Below are 19,792 nucleotides of genomic sequence, written 5' to 3'. Positions count from 1 at the left end.
ATCCCTCCATGTATACGCCCCGCCACTTCCAGGAATCCCGTGAGGCTGCGCTGGCCGCGCTGATTCGCGCCCATCCATTGGCGACGGTGGTGCTGTCGGGTGCCAATGGCCTGTCGGCAAACCACGTGCCGCTGGAGCTTGCCGGGGAGAGCGCGCTGCACGGACATGTAGCGCGCGCCAACGAACTTGTTGCAGCCGATGGTGCGCAAGTGCTGGTGATCTTCCAGGGAGCGGACGGTTACATCAGTCCCAACTGGTACCCCAGCAAGCAGCTTACGCACCGTGAAGTGCCGACCTGGAATTATTCGGTCGTGCATGTGCATGGCCGGCTGCGAGTGATCGATGACAGAGACTGGCTGCTGGCGCTGCTCCATCGCCTGACGAATCGCCACGAGGCTTCCGAACCCGCGCCGTGGAGCGTCAGCGATGCGCCTGCCGACCATGTTGAGAAGCTTCTCAAGGCCATAGTCGGCATCGAAATCGTCATCGATCGCATCGAAGGCAAGTTCAAGCTGAGCCAGAACCATCCGGCCGCCAACCAGGCGGGTGCGGTGGATGGCCTGCGGCGCCGTGCCCAGGGCCAGGATCTTGATCTGGCCATCCAGATGTCCAAAACCAGGGATGATGCCGATGGCGCATGAGCAGCATCACTACGCCGTGGAAGTGACCTGGACCGGCAACACCGGCGAAGGCACGCGCACCTACGCCGGCTACTCGCGCGATCACGAGATTCGTGTGTCGGGACGTCCGATGATTCCCGGCTCGTCCGACCCGGCGTTTCGGGGTAATCCCGAACGCCACAACCCCGAAGACATGCTTGTCGCCTCGCTGTCGACCTGCCACATGCTCTGGTATCTGCATCTGGCCTCCGTGGCAGGCGTCGTGGTGACGGCCTACCTGGATGAAGCCACCGGCACCATGGCCGTGGACGATCATGGCGGCCGCTTTACCGAAGTGGTGCTGCACCCGCAAGTAACGATTGCCGCCGGCAGCGATCCGGCCAAGGCGGAGGCGGCACATGAGGCTGCCCACCACGCTTGTTTCATCGCCAATTCCGTGAATTTCCCGGTGCGCTGCGAACCGCGCATCGTGGTTGCCTCTCTCTGACATTTTTCGACCCAGGATCCTGCAAGCCATGAGCAAAGACATCGTTCTCGCCTTCTCCGGCGGCCTCGACACCAGCTTCTGCGTTCCCTACCTCAAGGAACGCGGCTGGAACGTGCACACCGTGTTTGCCGACACCGGCGGCGTGGATGCCGAGGAGCGTGCGTATATCGAGCAGCGCGCGCAGGAACTGGGCGTGGCCAGCCACGTCACCGTCGATGGTGGTCCGGCGATCTGGGAAGGCTTCGTCAAGCCGTTCGTGTGGGCGGGCGAGGGCTATCAGGGCCAGTACCCGCTGCTGGTGTCCGATCGCTACCTGATCGTCGACGCCGCCATCAAGCGTTGCGCCGAACTGGGCACCAAGGCCATCGCACACGGCTGCACCGGCATGGGCAATGATCAGGTGCGTTTCGACCTCGCCGTGAAAGCGCTGGGCGACTATCAGATCGTCGCGCCGATCCGCGAAATCCAGAAGGAACACACCCAGACCCGCGCCTACGAACAGGCGTATCTGGAAGAGCGCGGTTTTGACGTTCGCGCCAAGCAGAAGAGCTACACCATCAACGAAAACCTGCTGGGCGTAACGCTTTCGGGCGGCGAAATCGATCATTGGAAGGCGCCGGGCGAAGGCGCGCGCGGTTGGTGCAAGCCGCGTTCCGAATGGCCGTCCGAAAGCCTGCAGGTCACGTTGGGCTTCAAGAACGGCGAAGCCGTCACGCTCAATGGCGAGGCCCTGCCGGGCGCGAAGATCCTGGCGAAGCTCAATGAGCTCTTCGCCCCGTACGGCGTCGGTCGCGGCATGTACACGGGCGACACCACCATCGGCCTGAAGGGTCGCATCGTGTATGAAGCACCGGGCCTGATCTCGCTCCTCACCGCGCATCGTGCGCTGGAAGAGGCCGTGCTCAGCAAGCAGCAGAACCGCTTCAAGCCGGACGTGGCGCGCAAGTGGGTGGAAGTCGTGTACGAAGGCTTCTATCACGACCCGATCAAGACCGACCTGGAGGCCTACCTCGTCTCCAGCCAAAGCTGCGTCAACGGCGAAGTCGTGCTGGAAACCAGCGGCGCGCAGGTGACAGCGGTGGAAGTGCGTTCGCCGCACATCCTCAATGCCAAGGGTGCGACCTACGCCCAGTCGGCCGACTGGGGCGTGGAAGAAGCCGAAGGCTTCATCAAGCTGTTCGGCATGAGCAGCACGCTGTGGGCGGAAATCAACCGCAGCGGCAAGGCCTGACCATGACGGCGACGGATACCTTGCGCATCAGCACGGACCAGGGCGAGCTCGATCTCGCCCTGGTCCACGATTTTCTGAGTAACGGCTCGACCTGGGCGCGTGGCATCTCACTGGATCGCGTGCGCAAGTCCGTCGCCCATTCGCTTTGCTTCGGTGGCTTCGTCGGTCACCAACAGGTGGCGTTCGCGCGTGTCATCAGCGATTACGCAACGTTTGCCAATCTGGTCGATGTGTTCGTCCTGCCCGCCTGGCGCGGGCGGGGTTTCAGCAAGCAGCTCGTGCAGACGGTGATCGAACATCCCGACCTGCAGGGCCTGCGCCGCTTCACCCTGGCTACGTTCGACGCACACAGTTTGTATGCACAGTACGGATTCACCCCTCCTGCGAAACCGGAGACGCTGATGGAAATCTACAAGCCGGACATCTACGCCAACACACTTCGACGATGACCCCCTGATCAACGCCAACTAAAGACGGACCTATGAGCGCACTACTCGACGACACTCTCAAGCATCTGCGGGCCCTGGTCAGCTACGACACGCGCAACCCGCCGCGCGAGATCGGCACCGATGGCATTTTCGATTACCTGCGCGCGAACCTCCCGGGTTTCGACGTGAAGGTGACCGATTTCGGCGCCGGCGCGGTGAATCTCTATGCCGTGCGTGGCACGCCGAAATACCTGTTCAACGTGCATCTGGACACCGTGCCGGATTCCCCGCACTGGACAGCCGACCCGCATGTGATGCGTCTGGAGAGCGATCGCGCCATCGGTCTGGGCGTGTGCGACATCAAGGGCGCTGCCGCCGCGCTGGTGGCCGTCGCCAATGCCACCACGGGCGACATGGCGCTGCTGCTGTCGACCGATGAAGAAGCCAATGACGCGCGCTGCATCGCGGGCTTCCTGAAGGACAAGCCGGCATACGAAGCGATCATCGTCGCCGAGCCGACCAAGGGTGAAGCCGTGCTGGCGCACCGTGGCATCCATTCGGTGCAGATGCGTTTCACCGGCAAGGCCGGTCATGCGTCAGGCGAGCAGAAGCCGTCCGACAGCGCCGTGCATCAGGCGATGCGCTGGGGCACCGCTGCGCTCGACTATGTCGCCGCGCAGTCGCACGAGCGCTTTGGCGGCCTCACGGGCTTGCGCTTCAACATCGGCAAGGTCGAAGGCGGCATCAAGGCCAACGTCATTGCACCGACGGCAGACGTGCGATTCGGCTTCCGTCCGCTGCCGACCATGAATCCGGATGAGCTGCTGGAAACCTTCCGCACGCTCGTCGAACCCCATCCGGTGGAGTTCGGTGAAACCTTCCGCGGCGATTCGCTGCCGGCAGGGGACACTGCGACCGCCGAAACCCGTCGTCTGGCCGCCCGTGACCTGGCCGACGAACTCAACATTCCGGTCGGCAACGCCGTGAACTTCTGGACCGAAGCGGCCCTGTTCTCGGCAGCCGGTTACATCTCCTTCGTCTATGGCCCTGGCGACATCGCCCAGGCACACGCCGCCGACGAGTGGGTGTTGCTGGACCAACTCGACCATTACGCCCAAACCATCTACCGGATTATCGATCGTGGAAGCGCATAAGGGAGCCATGAGCACCGACTCCAAAACCCGCAAGACCATTGTCCGCCTGCTTTCGAGCATGGGCAGCGCCAAGGAGATCCAGCAGTATCTCAAGCGCTTCTCGCAGCTCGATGCCAAGCGCTTCGCCGTGGTCAAAGTCGGCGGCGCCGTGCTGCGCGACGATCTCCCTGCGCTGACTTCATCGCTGACGTTCCTGCAGCAGGTCGGCCTCACGCCGATCGTGCTGCACGGTGCGGGCCCGCAGCTGGACGAAGAACTGTCCGCCGCCGGCATCGAGAAGCAGACCGTCAACGGCCTGCGCGTTACCTCGCCGAAAGCGCTGGCCATCGTGCGCAAGGTGTTTCAGGAGCAGAACCTGCGCCTGGTCGAAGCCCTGCAAACGATGGACACGCGAGCCACGTCGGTGCCGTCGGGCGTGTTCACCTCGACCTACCTGGACCAGGACGTCTACGGTCTGGTTGGCAAGGTGAGCAGCATCAATCTTGCACCGATCGAAGCGAGCCTCCGTGCAGGCTCCATTCCGGTCATCGCCAGCCTGGGCGAAACGGAAGAAGGGCAGATCCTCAACATCAATGCCGACTTCGCCGCCAACGAACTCGTGCGCATGCTGCAGCCGTACAAGATCGTGTTCCTTACCGGCACGGGCGGCTTGCTCGACGACAAGGGCAAGGTGATCGATTCGATCAACCTGAGCACCGAGTACGAACACCTGATGGCGCAGCCGTGGATCAACGGTGGAATGCGCGTGAAGATCGAGCAGATCGCCGATCTGTTGTCCGGCCTGCCGCTGACGTCGTCCGTGTCGATCACGCGACCGTCGGAACTGGCCAAGGAACTGTTTACGCACAAAGGCTCGGGCACGCTGGTGCGCCGGGGCGAAAAGGTCCTGCGCTACGACGACTGGGATGGCATCGACCTGGATCGCATGCGCACGCTGATCGAATCCAGCTTCGGTCGCGCATTGCTGCCCGATTACTTCTCGCGCACCAAGCCTTATCGCATTTACGTGAGCGAGAACTATCGCGCGGCGATGATCCTCACGCAGGAAGAAGGCCTGGCATATCTCGACAAATTCGCCGTGCTTGACGACGCCCAGGGCGAAGGCCTGGGGCGCGCCGTGTGGCAGGTGATGCGCGAGGAAAATCCGCAGCTGTTCTGGCGTTCGCGTCGCGGCAATGCCGTCAATCCGTTCTACGATGCCGAATGCGATGGTGCCCTGAAGCAGCCGCGCTGGAAGGTCTACTGGTACGGCATCGACGACTTCAAGACGATCGAATGGTGCGTCGCGCACTGCGGTACGCGTTTGCCGACGCTGGTGGACTGAAAGCCACCTCACTTTTCACTTTTGCCAGTTCACATCCATGTCCACTGAAAAGAAATCCATCGGCATCGTCGGCGCTCGCGGTCACACGGGCGCCGAACTGATTCGCCTGATCGCCCGCCATCCGGCGCTCGAGCTCGTCTTCGTGTCCTCGCGCGAACTGGACGGACAACGCGTGGCCGACCATATGGAAGGCTTCGCCGGCGAACTTCGCTACGCCAGTCTCGACCCCGCCGCCGTGGCCGCCCAGAAGGCCGATGTGGTGATCCTTGCCTTGCCCAATGGCAAAGCGGCTGAGTACGTCGCGGAGATCGACAAGGTCTCGCCACAGACCCTGGTGCTCGACTTGTCGGCCGACTATCGCTTTGACAGCCAGTGGTACTACGGATTGCCTGAACTGACCCGCGACAAGTGGCGTGGCGAGAAGCGCATCAGCAATCCGGGCTGCTACGCGACGGCAGTCCAGCTTTCCATCGCACCGCTGAAGGACCTGCTGGCGGCGCCGCCGGTAAGCTTTGGCGTGTCGGGCTATTCCGGTGCGGGTACCACGCCATCGGACAAGAACAACCCCGAAAAGCTGCGCGACAACCTGATGCCGTACCAGCTGACGGGCCATATGCATGAGAAGGAGGCCAGCCGCCACCTGGGCGTGCCGGTGGAGTTCATGCCGCACGTGGCGCCGCATTTCCGTGGCCTCACCGTCACCACCAATCTTTACCTGGCCCGCCAGGTCAAGCGCGAAGACATCCTGGCGCGTTTCCACCACGCCTATGATGGAGAAAAGCTGGTGAAGGTGCTGGACGATGCGCCGTGGGTCAGCCAGATCGCCCACAAGCACCACGCGGAGGTCGGCGGCTTCACCGTTTCGGCGGACGGCAAGCGCGTGGTCATTGTCGCGACGCTGGACAACCTGCTGAAGGGCGCCGCAACCCAGGCCATCCAGAATATCAACCGTGCATTGGGCTTCGATGAGTTCACGGCGATTCCGCTGGATGCCTGACGCGTCGTTCCGATTTTCCTTCACCTTCCCCTGACGGCTCCCCCATGACGCAACCTCTCTGGCAAAAATCCGACGTCAAGATCGACGCCCGCATCATGACGTTCCTGGCTGGCGACGACGTCATCCTGGATCGCGAGTTCTTCTTGCACGACATCACCGCCAGCAAGGCGCACGTTGAAGGCCTGGCGAACATTGGCGTGGTGAGTGCCGACGAAGCCGATGCGCTGAAGCGCGAACTTGATGTGCTGGCCGACGACTTCCGCGCGGGCGCGTTTGTGCTCGATGATCGCTTCGAGGACGGTCATTCGGCCATCGAAGCACGCCTGACCGAACGACTCGGCGATGCGGGTCGTCGCGTGCACACCGGCCGCAGCCGCAACGACCAGATCCTGGTCGCCACGCGCCTGTGGTTGAAGGAGCAGCTGGGCGAACTGGAAGCCCTTTGCCGCGCCATTGCGCAGGTGTGCCTGGACCGTGCGGCGCAACCGGCCGTGCCGCTGCCCGGCTACACGCACCTCCAGCGCGCCGTCGTGTCCTCGACGGGCATGTGGTTCGCCGGTTTCGCGGAAGCATTTATCGACAACACGTTGCGTGCGCAGCAGACGGCGTCGCTGATCGACGCCAATCCGCTGGGTACTGCCGCCGGTTACGGCGTGAACCTGCCGCTGGACCGCGGTCATACGACGAAGGCACTCGGCTTCGAGCGCATGCAGGTGTCGCCAATCTACGCGCAGCTGTCGCGCGGCAAGTTCGAGATGGCGGTGCTCGAAGCGATTGGTGCGGCGATGCTGGATCTGCGTCGCCTTGCCTGGGACCTGTCGCTGTTCACTACCGCCGAATTCAATTTCGTCTCCTTGCCCAGCGAGTACACCACCGGCAGTTCAATCATGCCGAACAAACGCAATCCCGACGTGGTGGAATTGCTTCGCGCCAGCTATGCCAGCGTGGCGGCGGCACGTACGGAGATTGAGCAATTGCTGTCACTGCCGTCGGGTTATCAGCGCGACCTGCAGTTCTCCAAGGGCTCGTTGTTCCATGGTTGCCGCCATGGCCTGGCCGCGCTCGCGCTGGTGCCGGATCTGCTCGCGCGCATGGCCTGGAATGAAGGCGCGATGCGTGCGGCAATCGAGCCGGCCATGTATGCCACCGACGTGGCCATCGAACAGGCCGCGGCAGGCGTGCCGTTCCGCGACGCTTACCGTGCCGCCGCCGAGACGGCCAAGTCCGCCGGTGAAGGTCGCTCGCCGGAAGGCAGCCTGGAGGCACGCGTATCGCCGGGTTCGGGTCATGACCTGTGTCTGGATGTACTGCATCAGCGCCTGGCGTCACTGGATCGTTGACCGTCAACGGGTGACGTGGGCACGCCAAAGTTGCGTGTCTGCGTCGCTTCGCCACGCGTCGTGGCCGTGCAGCAGTCGCCAGTTGTCCGCGATCAGCACATCGCCGTCCTCCCAGCCATGAACGAAGTGGTACACGGGAAGGCGCAGGATGCCGTGGAGCAGGCGTCGGATCGGGCTGGCGGCTTCGTCGTCGGCGCCGTGTAGCCAGGGTTCGCGCGGTAACCCATCGAGCCCGGGCGGGAGCCATTTATAGCGAACGACGGGCGCGCCATCGCGCGGATCGGTCACCAGCAACGGCCACGATGCCACTCCGTCGTGTACGCCGTGGTCGCGCGATTCGCTGATCGACACACCCAGCCAGCGATGAAAGGTCGCTTCGTCCAGTTGCAGCGCGATGGCCGAAGCATCGACGAATCGCGTGCAGCAGCGCGGTGTCGTCGCCGTCTCCTGACAAGCGAAGAGCACAAATTCGGGCGCAGACGGATGGTCGTCGCCCGCCCAGTCCAGCGCGCGATGTCGCGTGAGAGGGGTGACATGCTGGATCGAAATCTGTTGGCTGCTGGTTTCGCCAAGCCACTGCGCCGTGAAGCTTGCCAGCGATGGAGGCTCACCCAGTCCATGTCGAAAGCCACGTAGGACGACGACGCGATAGCGACGGACCCAGGCGCGCGAAAGATGCGTGGGGATATCGAAGATCGACGATCGCGCCTGACCGGGCGTCACGATGAGACCGAAGGGACGGCGCTCCGCGAGCTGGACGGTGAGGCTTCCCCGGAAGCCCGGGGCAGGCGGATCATCGGCGTGTCCCGACTCAGGTTCCGGGACCGCGTCCGTCGAAGCGATGGGCGGCATGGCGATTCGTGTCGGCGTGGATGATCCGCACGTTAGCCATGCCATCCTGATGCTTGCATTGGGGCGACGCGAAGCCTCGCTGAAGGCCAGCTCAGCGTTTGTGCCAGTCCTGCACGGCTTCGACGAACGTCAGGCAATCCTGGAAGCGGTTGTAGAGCGGGGCCGGCGATATGCGGATGACGTCCGGCTCGCGCCAGTCGCCCACGATGCCGCGATCCATCAGGTACTGGAAGAGGTCCCGGCCGCGCTCGCGACCGCCGAGCACACGAATCGAGAGTTGCGAGCCGCGACGCGACGGTTCGCGTGGCGTAATGACTTCGAGCACGTCGGCCAGTTCGGTGTGCACCAGCCATTCCAGATAACCGGTCAGGCGCAGGGATTTCTCGCGCAGCTGATGCATGCCGGCGCGTCGGAAGATCTTGAGCGAAGCGCGCAGCGGGGCGAGCGCCAGGATGGGCGGGTTCGACAGCTGCCAGCCGTCGGCGCCGGCCGTGGGCACGAAGTGCGGTCCCATCTGGAAGCGCGTCGTCTTGTCATGACCCCACCAACCGGCGAAGCGGGGCAGGTGCGACTGCGCGTGGCGTTCGTGCACAAACGCACCGGCGACCGCGCCGGGGCCGGCATTGAGATACTTGTAGCTGCACCACACCGCGAAATCGGGGCCGTGGTCGTGCAGTTGCAGGGGAAGGTTGCCCACGCCGTGCGCAAGGTCGAAGCCGATCATGCAGCCCTGGCGATGGGCGAGCGCGGTGATCGCTTCGAGATCGAAGACCTGGCCCGTGCGGTACTGCACGCCGGGTAGCATGACGAGCGCGATGCGTTCGCCTTGCTCGGTCAACACCTTTTCGATCGCCTGCATCGAGATCGTGCCATTGGGCTCGTCCGGTTCGAGCTCGATCAGCGAAAGCGACGGACTGAATCCGTGGTAGCGGATCTGGGATTCCACGGCATAGCGATCGGTGGGGAACGAACCCGCTTCGATGAGGATCGCGTGGCGATCAGGTGTCGGGCGGTAGAAGCTCACCATCATCAGGTGCAGGTTCACGCCCAGTGAGTTCATGGCCACCACTTCGGATGGCAGCGCGCCGACCACGTGCGCCAGATCGTCGCGAACGTATTCGTGGTAATCCATCCACGGCAGGCGACCTTTGAAATGTCCCTCGACTGCCAGCGCTGCCCAGTCGTCGAGCTCCGCCACGATGGCATCGCGCACGGCGCGCGGTTGCAGCCCCAGCGAATTGCCGCAGAAATAAGTCGACTCGCGCCCCTCGTGCGGCGGAATCAGGAACTCGTCGCGGAAAGCACGCAGCGGGTCAGCCGCATCCTGGGCCTTGGCCCATTCGGCAGTGGCTTGATAGGCGATGGACATGGGTGCAGGGTGTTGTGGAGAGGCACCTAGGATAGAGCGTTATGCCGGCCGCTGCGCACTTGTGAATCCGGCGGCTGCGCCGCCTGTAAAAGGTGAATGGTGAATGGGAAGCGCTAGGCAAAGGGTCACCGCGGGGCCCCGCTCATTCCCATTGACCATTCACAGCGACGCGCAGCGAGCGGATTCACAGGCGGCGTCAGCCGCCGGCCTTACTTCAGCTGCGCGGCAATGTCGTCGCAACCCTTGTCGAATGCCGCCTTCCATGCCGCACCGGACTGGCTCTGCGCGGGGCGCACGCAGCGCAGCTGGATGGCCCGGCCTTCCTTGAACCAGTAGCGCTCGATGTAGGCGAACTGGGTGCCGTTTTCCTGGGCGGAATAGGCGAAGTTGTTGGGGCCGATGTTGCCGCCGGCCTGGTAGCCGGTCAGGGCCTTGGCCTTGTTGGTGGCCAGGTTCATGTACTGCTGGAACTCGCCGACGTCCGCCACCTGCTTGACCGTCACGGTGACGCGGGCGAGGGCGGTGGTGCCGGTGGGCGAGCTGTCGGGGACCTGGAACACGCGCACTTCCGGATCGCCCTGGGTTTCCATGATGCCCACCCAGGGATCGGGCGTGTGGAAGCGGACGCTGCCGCCGGCCATGTCGATGTCGGTTGCCGTGGCGGCGCCTGCGAGCAGCAGGGCGCTGACCGCGAAGGTGGTGCGCAAGAAGCTCATGCGGGGTCCTGTGCTCAGTCGGATGCGAAACGGTAATGGGGCAAGCCTAGCCATTCCAGTGCGGTGCCGTGGAAAAGCCGGGCCCGCGCCGAATCGTCCAGTCCCAGGGCCTCGATGCCGCTACCCGGGTGTTGCTCGCCTAAGGGAAAAGGATAGTCCGTGCCGAGCATCACGCGCTCGACGCCCGTCACATCCAGGAGATAACGCAGGGCGTGCGGATCATGCACGCAGGAGTCGAAATACATCCGGTGGAGGTACTCGCGCGGGTTGCGCGGATTGTCTGTCGCCACGAGGTCGGGGCGCATGCGGAAGCCGTGTTCGATGCGCCCGATGCTCCACGGGAAGGCGCCGCCCCCGTGCGCCAGCATGACGCGAAGATGGAGCAGGCGTTCAAGCACGCCGCCGAAAACCAGGCAACAGGCTGCGCGGGATTGTTCGGCAGGCATGCCGACCAGCCAGGGCAGCCAGTACTTGGGCATGCTCGCCGCGCCCATCATGTCCCAGGGATGCACCAGGATCGCCGCGCCAAGATCGGCCGCCGCCTCGAAGAAGGGGAACAGCTCGGGTGCGTCCAGGTTCCAGTCGTTGCAGTGCGAGCCGATCTGCACGCCCTGCAGGCCTAGTTCGTCTATGCAGCGCTCCATTTCGCGGATGGCGAGTTCGGGCGACTGCAGGGGCACGGTGCCAATGCCGGCGTAATGGCGCGGATAGTCACGGCACAGGCCGGCCGCGTGATCATTGAGGTGGCGGTGTAGTTCCAGGGCCTGGTAGCCCGGCGCCCAGTACGAAAACATGACCGGGACGGTAGAGATGACCTGCACGTCGACGCCAAAGCGCGCGTAGTCATCGATGCGCAGTTGGGGGTCGAAGGCGGAATCCCAGACCTCGCGAAAGAACTTGCCGTCCTTGTAGATCCGGTGGCGTCCGTCGTTGTGGGACATCACCGGAAAGGCTTCGTTGCCGTATTTGGCCGCAAGATTCGGCCAATCACGGGGCAGGATGTGCGCGTGCGAATCGATCTTGAGCATATCCGGCGAGTGTAGGGCCTGAGCGTTCGGGTGACTTGTCGCGGCGCGGCAAGCGGTCGCAGCCCGGCTTTCACGCAGCTGAACGGAACCGCGCCTATACTTGTGGTGCGTCGCGCCACCGCTGCGACGGATACAGGGGGAACCGGGGTGTCGACAGTCAGGGCCATTCAGTGCAGGTCGCTCGCCGCTAACGCGGTTGTGCCGACGGTGGCTCGTGGTTCCGCGTCGCGCTCCCGCGTCATCCTGGCTCGGTGCTTCGAGACATCCTGCTGAGCCAGTGAGTGAGCGCATGGATGACCTCGTCGAAGTGACCCAGCTACTGCACCACGCCAAGGCCGGCGATGCCCAGGCCATGGACGATGCGCTGCGCGAGATGTACGTCGCGCTCCACGGCGTGGCCATGGATCAGCTGCGGCAGAATCGCAGCGAACGCACGCTCAGTGCCACGGCCCTGGTCAACGAGGCGTACCTGAAGGTTTTCGGCACGCAGCAGGCGCCGGAGCTCGAAAGTCGCGGACACCTGATCGGCGTCGTGGCCCGTGCGATGCGCCAGGTGTTGATTGATGCCGCGCGCCGCCGAAAGGCAGCCAAGCGCCCGCAAGCGGACGATCGCCTCAATCTGACGGATATCGCCGCCTCGCTTGCTGGCGACGTGGAGCCGGACGCGCTCGACGACGCGCTCGATCGCCTGGGGCAGCTGGACCCCCGCCAGGCGCGCATCGTAGAGATGCGCTTCTTTGTCGGGCTCAGCGCGGAGCAGATCGCCTCCGCCCTGGATATCTCGCCGTCCACCGTGCAGCGCGAATGGCGTGTCGCGCGTGCATGGCTGCAGCGCGAGCTCATCGAATAATCAGCCAGCCGTTTTTGCCGTGGTGCTGCGCGCCACGATGTGCGCGAGCGTGTTGACGTTATCGACCAGACGATCGGTGACGCGTGTCAGCAAGCCTGCCGTCTGCTTGTCGTCGGCCATGGAAAGCAGTGTCGCGAGACTGCGCTGAAGGCTGCGCAGGTCAGGTGTTTCGGCAGGCGCACCATCTTCGCGCAGGCTGGTGGCCACGGCGTGCAGGTTGTCCGCAACATGGCTCACGAAGGTGTTGAGTTCGGACGGCTCGGGCATCGGCTCGTGATCTTCGATCAGGGCCTCCAGCGTCATCGCCGTGCGTGCCAGGCGGTTGCCGTTGGCGAAGAGGGTGTTGGCCAGATCCAGCAGGTGCAGCGGCGTGGCCGGTTCGCTGCGCATGCGGTCGATGGAGGCCTGCGCGTTGGTACGCGCTGTTCGCGCTGCGGTCCGCGCGTCGCGTCGGTCATGCTGGCGATCGGGCGTGGTCAGTACCTGCAGGTAGTTGGCGTAGGCGTCGATCATGTCGGCCAGGCCGGCACGCGCGCGTCCGCGCTCCCAGGTCGGCCACATCACGTATGCCAGCAGGGCCAGCCCGCTGCCCATGGCCGTGTTGATCACGCGATCCATCACCGCATCGCTGGAATTGACGCCCTCGAAGGACAGCAGGATCACCACCGTGCCGGTCAGTGCCGCCACGGCGATGCCGTAGTGCGCGCTGGCGAGGTAACGGAAGGCCATGCACAGCACGGCCATCAGGGCGAGGTGCGCCCAGGGTTCGTGGGGACTGACATGCAGCAGGGCGGTGGTAAGGATCAGGCCGAGGATCGTGCCCACCACGCGCAGGAAGCCAAAGTTGAACGTGGCGGCGAAGTCGGGACGCAGCACGATCGCGGCTGTCATCGGCAGCCAGTAGCCATGCGGCAGGTTGAGCTTGCGCGCGATGAACAGGGCGACACTGAGGCAGATGGCGCTGCGGACGGCGTGGCGAAAGGCCACCGAGCTCGGCGTGAGATTGGCAAGAAGCGTCGCGCGTGCCGAATCGCCGCGCAGCGAGGCGGGCAACGGTGTTTCCGCCGCGGAGGCGCGCAGTTCACCGCGACTGCCGGCCCAGTTCGCATTACGCACCGCGGCGGCAAGCTGGCCGGAGAGCGCGTGGATGTGCGTGCCGAGTACATCGCCCTGGCTGCCGCTGCCAAGCAAGGCGCTCTCGCTCGCCTGCAAGGTTTGCAGGGCTCGCGACGCCTGTTGTGGTGATTCACCTGCTTCGAGCGCATCGGCAATGGCCGTCAGCACGCGCGCCGCGTCGCCGCGGAACATCGCATGCACGGTCGGGTTGGTGCGAAGCTCCGCCATCGCCGTGAGTTCAAGTCGGATGCGTTCGGCCAGTTCGAGCAACACCACGAAGGCCTCCATGGCGCGGCCATGCGCATGGTGGCGGCCGAGCAGGGTGTGCTGGAGCGTGGTCATGGCATCGGTCAGGGCCGGCACGTCGGCATCGTCGTGCGCCTGTTGCCGCGCGAGCGTGGCGAGGCCGCGATACACCTGAGCCAGGGCGTGGCGCTCGGGGCGATAACGCTGGAGCGGCCACGCCGCGACTGAGAACAGGGTGAGCAGCAAACCGCCGGAGAAGATCAGGGCAGCCCCGCTGAGCGCGCCGATCCAGTGCGTGGGTGATGCGGCGGTCACCACCAGCAGAATCATGCTGGTCATGCCCACGCGGGCGATGTCGGTGCCGAAAACCACCAGCAAACCGCCAAAGAACCCGAAGGCCGCCGTGGCAAACAACATCGGGATCAGCTGGTCGCCGATCATGAAGCCCAGCAGTGACGCCACCGCCGCGGCCAGCGAGGCGAGAAGCAGCTGCCAGATGCGTTGCCGGTAGGGTCCCGGCTGGTCCGAGAACATCGTGTCCAGCGCGCCAGCCGCGATGCCCAGCCCGACGGCGGGATGCCCCGTCGCCACGCCGATGCCCAGCGGCAGGATCACCGCCGCCGTATTGCGCAGGACCACGCGAGGGGGAACGTCGGGTCGCTTCGTGGTGAGCAGGCTTTCAATAACCGTGGCGCGAAGCGAATAGCCGCCGGAAGACATGGGATACGTTCACTCCTAAACGATCCGTAGATGATGCACGAGAAATGCTGAAGATCGGTGCAAGGAAACGCGATTGGCCCGGCGGGTTGGTTCCGGGTCTTCCCGCTGGCCGGTGAATCCCATCGACGCCACGGTCCCTTCCGTCAACTTTTCGACGTTGCCGAAGGTTTTCTCGTCCCGACAATCGCTTAGAGTAGGCGCCGCCGAGCCGAACCCCTGGACGGGGCGGGGAGGCTGATCTGACTCGACCAGGGCTCTTCATGAAGACTGATCCATCCAACCTCATCGAGGTCTCGCTGTCGCTGTTTCGCAGCAAGGGATATCGACGCACGTCCATGGCCGACATCGGGCGGGCCACCGGCCTGCTGAAGGGAAGCATCTACCACCACTTTCCGAACAAGGAGCGCCTGCTGATCGAGGTGATCCAGCACGTCATCGGCCTGTTCGAAGATGGCGTCTTCACCGAGGCCCGTCGTCCGGACCTCACCGAAAAGCAGCGCCTGGACGGCATGATCGACGCCGTCGAGAGCTATTACATCCAGCACCGCGTCTGCGCCCTGGTGCACCTGTGGCCGGATGCCCTCCAGGAAAGTGCCGAGGCCCGGGAGCTGATCCAGAAGTTCTTCCGGGACTGGCGCGATCTCGTGAGCGACCTCCTCAAGCCCAAGTACGGTCAGGCCGAGGCCCACCGACTGGCCACTGACGCCCTGGCCCGGATCGAGGGGGCCGTGATCTGGCTGCAGATCGTGGGCGAGGAACAGGCCCTGAAGCAGTGCAGCGAGGAGATTCGTAAGCTGTTGTAGTCAAAGGGATGCTTTACACGCCAACGGGCGTCTGGTAAAAAACCAAACGTTTGGTTTTGCTTGGACGCCATCAAACGCAGGGGACTCACCAATGCCTTCACTCATGGCTGATCTCGATCACCCCCGTAAAAAGGCGATTGCCGCCATGCGGGCCACCGTTCCCCAGGATCTGTGGGAACGCAACGCGGCATTCGTCGAAAGCCTGCGGAGCCTCATTGAAACGCATCCGGTGACGCGCCACCCGGGCATTGCACTGCTCAACAGCGGAACGCTGGGCGCCGAGGCCATGCGTACGATCCATCTGGAATATCGCCATGCGATCGTGCAGATCTTCACCGACGCCTTGCTCGCGGCTCAGCTGCAGTCGCGTCAACTTGAGCCTCGCCTGCGACCGGGTTCGAAACTGGCGGCGCGCTTCCTGATCACGCTCAACGACCTGGACGAATTCGGCTTCAGGCCAGGCCTGGACGCGGACGGTTACTACCGCGGCAATCCGGCTTACGCACACTATCCGCTGTTCGAGAACGTGCTGGACGATTACGGCGTGAGCATGGACGAGCGCACGGGTTACATCCCCAGCCGCATCTCGCATGTCGTGCGCGAATACCTCGAGCAAAGCTATGGCAATTACCTGGACGTGACCGTGCTGCTCGCCGCGGCGGAAGAAGAGGTGATCCTCTTCAGTCCGGCACTGCGCGAAGCCACGCGCGCCCTGGGCATCGACGTCAACGACGGTTACTACTTCGTCCACGGCGTCAGTGAAGACGACACGGCCGAAGCCTTCGATGATGACCACGAAAATGACTTGTGGCTGATCCTCACGCAGGCGCTGACTCCCGATCAGTACCAGCGCGTGCAGATGCTGTGCATGCGCTATTGCGACCTGTGGGAGCAGTTCTGGACGGCGCAGGTCGAGCACGCGCAGGGGCGCGCTCCCCTTGTACGCCAGGGCATGGGGCTGGCCGAGGCTGTCTGACGAGATGGAAGGAAGGCGCATGGATGGCGTCTTCCCTCAGCGCAAGGAGCGCGCTGGGCACACGGATGTGTCGCCAGCTGATCAGCGCGCCGGGCGAGATCAGCATCCGGAGCGGGCTCATCGCATGATGCAACGAGCCCGCCCCAACTTCCCGGCACGAATGTGAAGTTCTTGGTCATGGCGACCGGTCCGCTTGATCAGGCCCTCAACGATCAGGCCCACGTTGCTTGCTCAACGTGACGCCCCGCCGGTCTTCATGATGTTGGGGATATCCCCATGAGCACGGCCCGCACCGCGGGCCTCTTTTTTGGGCACGCCACCGGCAAAAAAAATGGCCCGCCAGGCGGGCCATTCCGTTCGATGTGCTGCCGCGTCAGGCGCGGCCGGCAAACTCGCCGGTCAGCGTGTTGACCCACACCTTTTCGTCGTTGGTGATGTACTCGGGGACCTGGATTTCCACGCCCGTGTTGAGCTTGGCCGGCTTGGTGCGCTTGGTGGCGCTGGCACCCTTCAGCTCCGGTGCCGTGTCGACCACGGTCAGCACCACGCTGGTCGGCACCTGCAGGCCCACGGGCGCATCGTCGATCAGCTGCACGTAGTAACCCTCGACGCCTTCGACGATGTAGCCGGCATTGTCGCCGACCAGTTCCGGCGGCAGCAGGTACTGCGTGTAGTCCTCGGCATCCATGAAGACGAACGAGCCGTCGTCCATGTACGAGAAGTTCGCCGCGCGGCGAACCAGGTCCATCTCTTTCAGATCGTCGTCGGCACGCATGCTCAGGTCGAACTTGCGGCCACCCGGGATCGAGTACATGGTGAAGCGGAACGTGACATTGCCGCCACGCGCGGTCGGCGAGCTGCGCTCGATGTCGCGCACCTGGTAGACGTTGCCTTCGTGTTCGACCACGTTGCCTTTCTTGACGTCGGAAGCTTTCATTTTGGTGAATGGTCAATTGTGAGTAGTGAATTGGGCGGTTAACGGTAAACGGAGAACGGAAAGAGCGATGCGCGCCTTCTCCGTTTACTGTTTACCGTTCTCCGTTTTACTTCGGCTGCAGGCGCACCGCGCCGTCCAGTCGGATCGTCTCGCCGTTGATGTAACGGTTGCCCAGGATGAAGGCGACCGTCGAAGCGAACTCGTCGGGCTTGCCCAGGCGGGACGGGAAGGGGATCGACGCGGACAGGGATTCCTGCACCTGCGGCGGCATGCCGTCAACCATCGGCGTCCAGAAGATGCCCGGGGCGATCGTCGCCACGCGGATGCCGAAGCGCGAAAGCTCGCGTGCCATCGGCAGGGTCATGCCGACCACGCCACCCTTCGACGCCGAGTAGGCAGCCTGGCCGATCTGGCCTTCGAAAGCGGCCACGCTGGCCGTGTTGATGATCACGCCGCGCTCGCCGTCTTCGCCGGCTTCGTTGTTCTGCATCAGGGCCGCGCTGGCCTTCGACACGTTGAAGCTGCCGACCAGGTTCACCATCACCGTCGTCGCGAACGTGTTCAGCGGCATCGGGCCGTCCTTGCCGAGCATGCGACCGGCGCCAAGGATGCCGGCACAGTTCACCACCACGTTCAGGCCGCCCATGGCGTCGCGTGCGGACGTGACGTTGGCGCTGACGCCTTCCTCGGAGGTGACGTCGGTGCGGAAGAATCGGGCGCCGTTGCCGAGTCCGGCGGCGGCTTCCTGGCCCTTCTCCTCATTGACGTCGAACAGCGCCACCTGGCCGCCGTTGGCCACGATGTGCTGCGCCACGGCATGTCCGAGCCCGGATGCGCCGCCGGTGATGATGGCCTTGACTTGGTTGAGCTGCATGGGAGGGGCCTTTGTGAATGCGAAAGGAGCTAATGGTAGCGTGAGAGCAGGGGCCGCGTGGAGGGTCGCGGCGCCGGAAAGGGGCGTCTAAGCTGTTGTTTCCAGTCGCGCAAGCCACGCCGGGTCTTGCTTGAGCCGCTCGAACGGCACCACCGGGCGCGGGGGATTCTCCGGCGCCTGCAGCTCTTTCTGCCAAACACCCACGTCCCACCACTGCCCCAGCTTGTAGCCGGATTTCTTCCACACGCCAGCCGGCTCGAAGCCCATGGCTTCATGCATGGCCACGCTCTGTTCGCCGGGCATCGTGATGACCCCGACTGCCTGGTTGATGCACTGGGCAACCAGGGTATCGAGCAGAAAGCCATAAAGGCGCCGCGCGATGCCGCGACGCTGGGCGTCGGGGTGGACATAAATGGATGTCTCGGCGATCCAGTCGTAGGCGGCGCGCTCGCGGAACCGGCTGGCATAGGCATAGGCCAATAACTGGCCCTCAGCTTCCCACACCAGCCACGGGTAGTGCTGCAAGCGCGTGAGTATGCGCTGGCTCATCGCGTTGACGCCGGGCAGTTCGGTTTCGAACGTGGCGACGCCACTTTCGATATGTGGCGCGTAGATGGCGTGGATGGCCGCGGCGTCGTCGGCGTGGGCGATGCGGATCATGCGAGGGATTTTTCCATGCAGATGCTCTGCGGATTGGCGCGATGGTCGCCGAAGGGTGGGATGCGGTGATATCCCGCGCGTTCGTAGAGTTCGATGGCTTCCGTCTGCGCCGTGCCCGTTTCCAGGCGCACCAGGCGGCCGCCATGGTCGTGTACGTGTTTCTCCAGCGCTTCGAGCAACTGCTTGCCCAGGCCCAGGCCGCGACAGGCTGGCAACACGTACATGCGCTTTACCTCGACGTAGTCGTCATGGGTAACACACGTCCCGCATGCCACCGGCACGTCGTCCACGCGTGCGGTCAGGAATGCCACGTTGGGCTGTCTGAGCGCGTCGAGCGACACAGGCTGGATATTGCCGGTGGGATACAGGTTCGCCAGATAGCCGTCCAATTGCTCGAGCAGTGGCGCCACGTCCGGTGCGCAAGGATCATCGACGGCGAAATGAAGGGCAGGCGGCATCACATGTACTTCCAGTTGCGGGGCTTGCCTTCGGCCAGCCACTCCAGTGTCGTGGCGATGCGTTTGTCGCGCGTGGCCGTCGTCCTGGCTTCGTTGATCCAGTCGACGTATTCGCGTTGTGCACTGGGGCTGAAGGCGTCGTAGATCTTACGCGCCGCGGCGTGCTTGCGCTGGGCAAACATGGCGGCCAGATCGTCCGGGATCGTGGGTGCAGGCCTGGTGGAAGCCTTGGGGCGTTTCTGCCGGACCCCGTCGTCGACCAGCTTGCTGGCGCGTTTGACCAGCGCCGTGAATGCCTTTTGGGCGGGAAGGTCGCGCAAGGAAGTGATGCGACCGAGCTGCCCCATCGCGCCTTCACCTTCCTTGCCGTCGCCAAACAGCTCCTTGTGCAGCCAGAAGTTCATGGCGCAATGCTGCTTGAACGCCGCCATGCCGCACATCATCGCGCCCTTGTAGCCGAAATGCGGCATGCCCCATTTAATGCCTTCCTCCACGTCGGGGCAGGCAGCGTGCACGGTGGCGCGGATGTGCTCAAGGATGGGGCGGGCGAACTCGGCCGATTGGGCGATGTACGCATCCACGCGGGGATCGTTGGCCATGCCTGGT

21 protein-coding genes are annotated in these 19,792 nt (G+C 64.1%); 11 read left to right on the top strand and 10 right to left on the bottom strand.

Annotated features, from left to right (window positions below; all coding sequences use genetic code 11):
• The first annotated feature begins 8 nt into the window (after positions 1 to 8).
• The 8 genes from EYV96_RS06930 to argH are packed head-to-tail and all read left to right on the top strand — an operon-like array spanning position 9 to position 7,581.
• On the top strand, positions 9 to 641 hold the full coding sequence (locus EYV96_RS06930) for an FMN-binding negative transcriptional regulator (RefSeq protein WP_131150714.1): 633 nt from the start codon (positions 9 to 11) through the stop codon (positions 639 to 641).
• Positions 631 to 1,107 (top strand): OsmC family protein, encoded by a 477-nt coding sequence (locus EYV96_RS06925; protein ID WP_131150713.1) that lies wholly within the window; start codon positions 631 to 633, stop codon positions 1,105 to 1,107. The genes EYV96_RS06930 and EYV96_RS06925 overlap by 11 nt, the downstream gene beginning before the upstream one ends.
• Before the next feature lie 28 nt (positions 1,108 to 1,135).
• Positions 1,136 to 2,338, top strand: coding sequence for an argininosuccinate synthase (locus EYV96_RS06920; protein WP_131150712.1), 1,203 nt, complete (start codon positions 1,136 to 1,138; stop codon positions 2,336 to 2,338).
• Between the two features lie 2 nt (positions 2,339 to 2,340).
• Positions 2,341 to 2,787: a GNAT family N-acetyltransferase gene (locus tag EYV96_RS06915; RefSeq protein ID WP_131150711.1), complete on the top strand. Its 447-nt coding sequence runs from the start codon at positions 2,341 to 2,343 to the stop codon at positions 2,785 to 2,787.
• A gap of 32 nt (positions 2,788 to 2,819) precedes the next feature.
• Positions 2,820 to 3,920 carry an acetylornithine deacetylase gene (locus EYV96_RS06910; protein WP_131150710.1) on the top strand — a complete coding sequence of 367 codons (1,101 nt, stop codon included), beginning with the start codon at positions 2,820 to 2,822 and terminating at the stop codon, positions 3,918 to 3,920.
• Positions 3,921 to 3,927: 7 nt separating this feature from the next.
• Entirely contained in the window at positions 3,928 to 5,244 is a 1,317-nt protein-coding gene (locus EYV96_RS06905; RefSeq protein WP_131150709.1) for an acetylglutamate kinase, read from the top strand.
• 37 nt (positions 5,245 to 5,281) lie between these two features.
• Positions 5,282 to 6,241: an N-acetyl-gamma-glutamyl-phosphate reductase gene (gene argC, locus EYV96_RS06900; protein WP_131150708.1), complete on the top strand. Its 960-nt coding sequence runs from the start codon at positions 5,282 to 5,284 to the stop codon at positions 6,239 to 6,241.
• 44 nt (positions 6,242 to 6,285) lie between these two features.
• Complete coding sequence (gene argH, locus EYV96_RS06895) at positions 6,286 to 7,581, top strand: argininosuccinate lyase (RefSeq protein WP_131150707.1); 1,296 nt, start codon at positions 6,286 to 6,288, stop codon at positions 7,579 to 7,581.
• Positions 7,582 to 7,584: 3 nt separating this feature from the next.
• On the opposite strand, the gene EYV96_RS06890 is transcribed toward argH, so the two are convergent.
• From EYV96_RS06890 to EYV96_RS06875, 4 genes are all read right to left on the bottom strand, one after another.
• Positions 7,585 to 8,433: a TauD/TfdA family dioxygenase gene (locus tag EYV96_RS06890; protein WP_165488617.1), complete on the bottom strand. Its 849-nt coding sequence runs from the start codon at positions 8,431 to 8,433 to the stop codon at positions 7,585 to 7,587.
• Positions 8,434 to 8,524: 91 nt separating this feature from the next.
• Positions 8,525 to 9,802: a kynureninase gene (gene kynU / locus EYV96_RS06885; RefSeq protein WP_131150705.1), complete on the bottom strand. Its 1,278-nt coding sequence runs from the start codon at positions 9,800 to 9,802 to the stop codon at positions 8,525 to 8,527.
• A 209-nt stretch (positions 9,803 to 10,011) separates the two neighbouring features.
• Complete coding sequence (locus EYV96_RS06880) at positions 10,012 to 10,518, bottom strand: hypothetical protein (protein ID WP_131150704.1); 507 nt, start codon at positions 10,516 to 10,518, stop codon at positions 10,012 to 10,014.
• A gap of 14 nt (positions 10,519 to 10,532) precedes the next feature.
• Positions 10,533 to 11,546, bottom strand: coding sequence for an amidohydrolase family protein (locus tag EYV96_RS06875; RefSeq protein ID WP_131150703.1), 1,014 nt, complete (start codon positions 11,544 to 11,546; stop codon positions 10,533 to 10,535).
• Positions 11,547 to 11,835: 289 nt separating this feature from the next.
• Between EYV96_RS06875 and EYV96_RS06870 the strand changes: the two genes are divergently transcribed.
• Positions 11,836 to 12,396: an ECF-type sigma factor gene (locus EYV96_RS06870; protein WP_131150702.1), complete on the top strand. Its 561-nt coding sequence runs from the start codon at positions 11,836 to 11,838 to the stop codon at positions 12,394 to 12,396.
• Here the strand turns inward: EYV96_RS06870 and EYV96_RS06865 are convergent, their stop codons facing one another.
• Positions 12,397 to 14,478, bottom strand: a complete 2,082-nt coding sequence (locus EYV96_RS06865; protein ID WP_131150701.1) for an FUSC family protein — start codon at positions 14,476 to 14,478, stop codon at positions 12,397 to 12,399. It abuts the gene before it with no gap.
• Between the two features lie 260 nt (positions 14,479 to 14,738).
• Between EYV96_RS06865 and EYV96_RS06860 the strand changes: the two genes are divergently transcribed.
• Both EYV96_RS06860 and EYV96_RS06855 read left to right on the top strand, forming a co-directional pair.
• Entirely contained in the window at positions 14,739 to 15,281 is a 543-nt protein-coding gene (locus tag EYV96_RS06860; RefSeq protein ID WP_131150700.1) for a TetR/AcrR family transcriptional regulator, read from the top strand.
• Between the two features lie 145 nt (positions 15,282 to 15,426).
• Positions 15,427 to 16,257 (top strand): hypothetical protein, encoded by an 831-nt coding sequence (locus EYV96_RS06855; protein WP_205746104.1) that lies wholly within the window; start codon positions 15,427 to 15,429, stop codon positions 16,255 to 16,257.
• Between the two features lie 373 nt (positions 16,258 to 16,630).
• Here EYV96_RS06855 and efpL read toward each other — a convergent pair whose 3' ends face one another.
• From efpL to EYV96_RS06830, 5 genes are all read right to left on the bottom strand, one after another.
• Entirely contained in the window at positions 16,631 to 17,194 is a 564-nt protein-coding gene (efpL, locus tag EYV96_RS06850) for an elongation factor P-like protein EfpL (protein WP_131150698.1), read from the bottom strand.
• 106 nt (positions 17,195 to 17,300) lie between these two features.
• On the bottom strand, positions 17,301 to 18,068 hold the full coding sequence (locus EYV96_RS06845; protein WP_131150697.1) for an SDR family NAD(P)-dependent oxidoreductase: 768 nt from the start codon (positions 18,066 to 18,068) through the stop codon (positions 17,301 to 17,303).
• Between the two features lie 87 nt (positions 18,069 to 18,155).
• Positions 18,156 to 18,728: a GNAT family N-acetyltransferase gene (locus EYV96_RS06840; protein ID WP_131150696.1), complete on the bottom strand. Its 573-nt coding sequence runs from the start codon at positions 18,726 to 18,728 to the stop codon at positions 18,156 to 18,158.
• Positions 18,725 to 19,186: a GNAT family N-acetyltransferase gene (locus tag EYV96_RS06835; RefSeq protein WP_131150695.1), complete on the bottom strand. Its 462-nt coding sequence runs from the start codon at positions 19,184 to 19,186 to the stop codon at positions 18,725 to 18,727. Before EYV96_RS06835 ends, EYV96_RS06840 begins: the two co-directional genes overlap by 4 nt.
• The gene (locus EYV96_RS06830; RefSeq protein WP_131150694.1) at positions 19,186 to 19,785 is read right to left on the bottom strand and encodes a YdeI/OmpD-associated family protein; all 600 of its coding nucleotides are present in this window, start codon (positions 19,783 to 19,785) and stop codon (positions 19,186 to 19,188) included. The genes EYV96_RS06835 and EYV96_RS06830 overlap by 1 nt, the downstream gene beginning before the upstream one ends.
• Positions 19,786 to 19,792 lie beyond the last annotated feature (7 nt).

Source organism: Dyella terrae, from assembly GCF_004322705.1.
In the GTDB taxonomy this organism is placed as follows: Bacteria; Pseudomonadota; Gammaproteobacteria; order Xanthomonadales; family Rhodanobacteraceae; genus Dyella_D; species Dyella_D terrae.
The sequence above is the reverse complement of the archived record's forward strand: the minus strand, read 5'-3'. Positions and strand labels throughout refer to the sequence as shown.

Excerpts from the sequence above, each read along its gene's own strand:
- EYV96_RS06930 (WP_131150714.1), top strand. The coding sequence starts at position 9 with ATGTATACGCCCCGCCACTTCCAGGAATCCCGTGAGGCTGCGCTGGCC.
- EYV96_RS06925 (WP_131150713.1), top strand. The coding sequence starts at position 631 with ATGGCGCATGAGCAGCATCACTACGCCGTGGAAGTGACCTGGACCGGC.
- EYV96_RS06920 (WP_131150712.1), top strand. The coding sequence starts at position 1,136 with ATGAGCAAAGACATCGTTCTCGCCTTCTCCGGCGGCCTCGACACCAGC.
- EYV96_RS06915 (WP_131150711.1), top strand. The coding sequence starts at position 2,341 with ATGACGGCGACGGATACCTTGCGCATCAGCACGGACCAGGGCGAGCTC.
- EYV96_RS06910 (WP_131150710.1), top strand. The coding sequence starts at position 2,820 with ATGAGCGCACTACTCGACGACACTCTCAAGCATCTGCGGGCCCTGGTC.
- EYV96_RS06905 (WP_131150709.1), top strand. The coding sequence starts at position 3,928 with ATGAGCACCGACTCCAAAACCCGCAAGACCATTGTCCGCCTGCTTTCG.
- argC (WP_131150708.1), top strand. The coding sequence starts at position 5,282 with ATGTCCACTGAAAAGAAATCCATCGGCATCGTCGGCGCTCGCGGTCAC.
- argH (WP_131150707.1), top strand. The coding sequence starts at position 6,286 with ATGACGCAACCTCTCTGGCAAAAATCCGACGTCAAGATCGACGCCCGC.
- EYV96_RS06890 (WP_165488617.1), bottom strand. The coding sequence starts at position 8,433 with ATGCCGCCCATCGCTTCGACGGACGCGGTCCCGGAACCTGAGTCGGGA.
- kynU (WP_131150705.1), bottom strand. The coding sequence starts at position 9,802 with ATGTCCATCGCCTATCAAGCCACTGCCGAATGGGCCAAGGCCCAGGAT.
- EYV96_RS06880 (WP_131150704.1), bottom strand. The coding sequence starts at position 10,518 with ATGAGCTTCTTGCGCACCACCTTCGCGGTCAGCGCCCTGCTGCTCGCA.
- EYV96_RS06875 (WP_131150703.1), bottom strand. The coding sequence starts at position 11,546 with ATGCTCAAGATCGATTCGCACGCGCACATCCTGCCCCGTGATTGGCCG.
- EYV96_RS06870 (WP_131150702.1), top strand. The coding sequence starts at position 11,836 with ATGGATGACCTCGTCGAAGTGACCCAGCTACTGCACCACGCCAAGGCC.
- EYV96_RS06865 (WP_131150701.1), bottom strand. The coding sequence starts at position 14,478 with ATGTCTTCCGGCGGCTATTCGCTTCGCGCCACGGTTATTGAAAGCCTG.
- EYV96_RS06860 (WP_131150700.1), top strand. The coding sequence starts at position 14,739 with ATGAAGACTGATCCATCCAACCTCATCGAGGTCTCGCTGTCGCTGTTT.
- EYV96_RS06855 (WP_205746104.1), top strand. The coding sequence starts at position 15,427 with ATGCGGGCCACCGTTCCCCAGGATCTGTGGGAACGCAACGCGGCATTC.
- efpL (WP_131150698.1), bottom strand. The coding sequence starts at position 17,194 with ATGAAAGCTTCCGACGTCAAGAAAGGCAACGTGGTCGAACACGAAGGC.
- EYV96_RS06845 (WP_131150697.1), bottom strand. The coding sequence starts at position 18,068 with ATGCAGCTCAACCAAGTCAAGGCCATCATCACCGGCGGCGCATCCGGG.
- EYV96_RS06840 (WP_131150696.1), bottom strand. The coding sequence starts at position 18,728 with ATGATCCGCATCGCCCACGCCGACGACGCCGCGGCCATCCACGCCATC.
- EYV96_RS06835 (WP_131150695.1), bottom strand. The coding sequence starts at position 19,186 with ATGCCGCCTGCCCTTCATTTCGCCGTCGATGATCCTTGCGCACCGGAC.
- EYV96_RS06830 (WP_131150694.1), bottom strand. The coding sequence starts at position 19,785 with ATGGCCAACGATCCCCGCGTGGATGCGTACATCGCCCAATCGGCCGAG.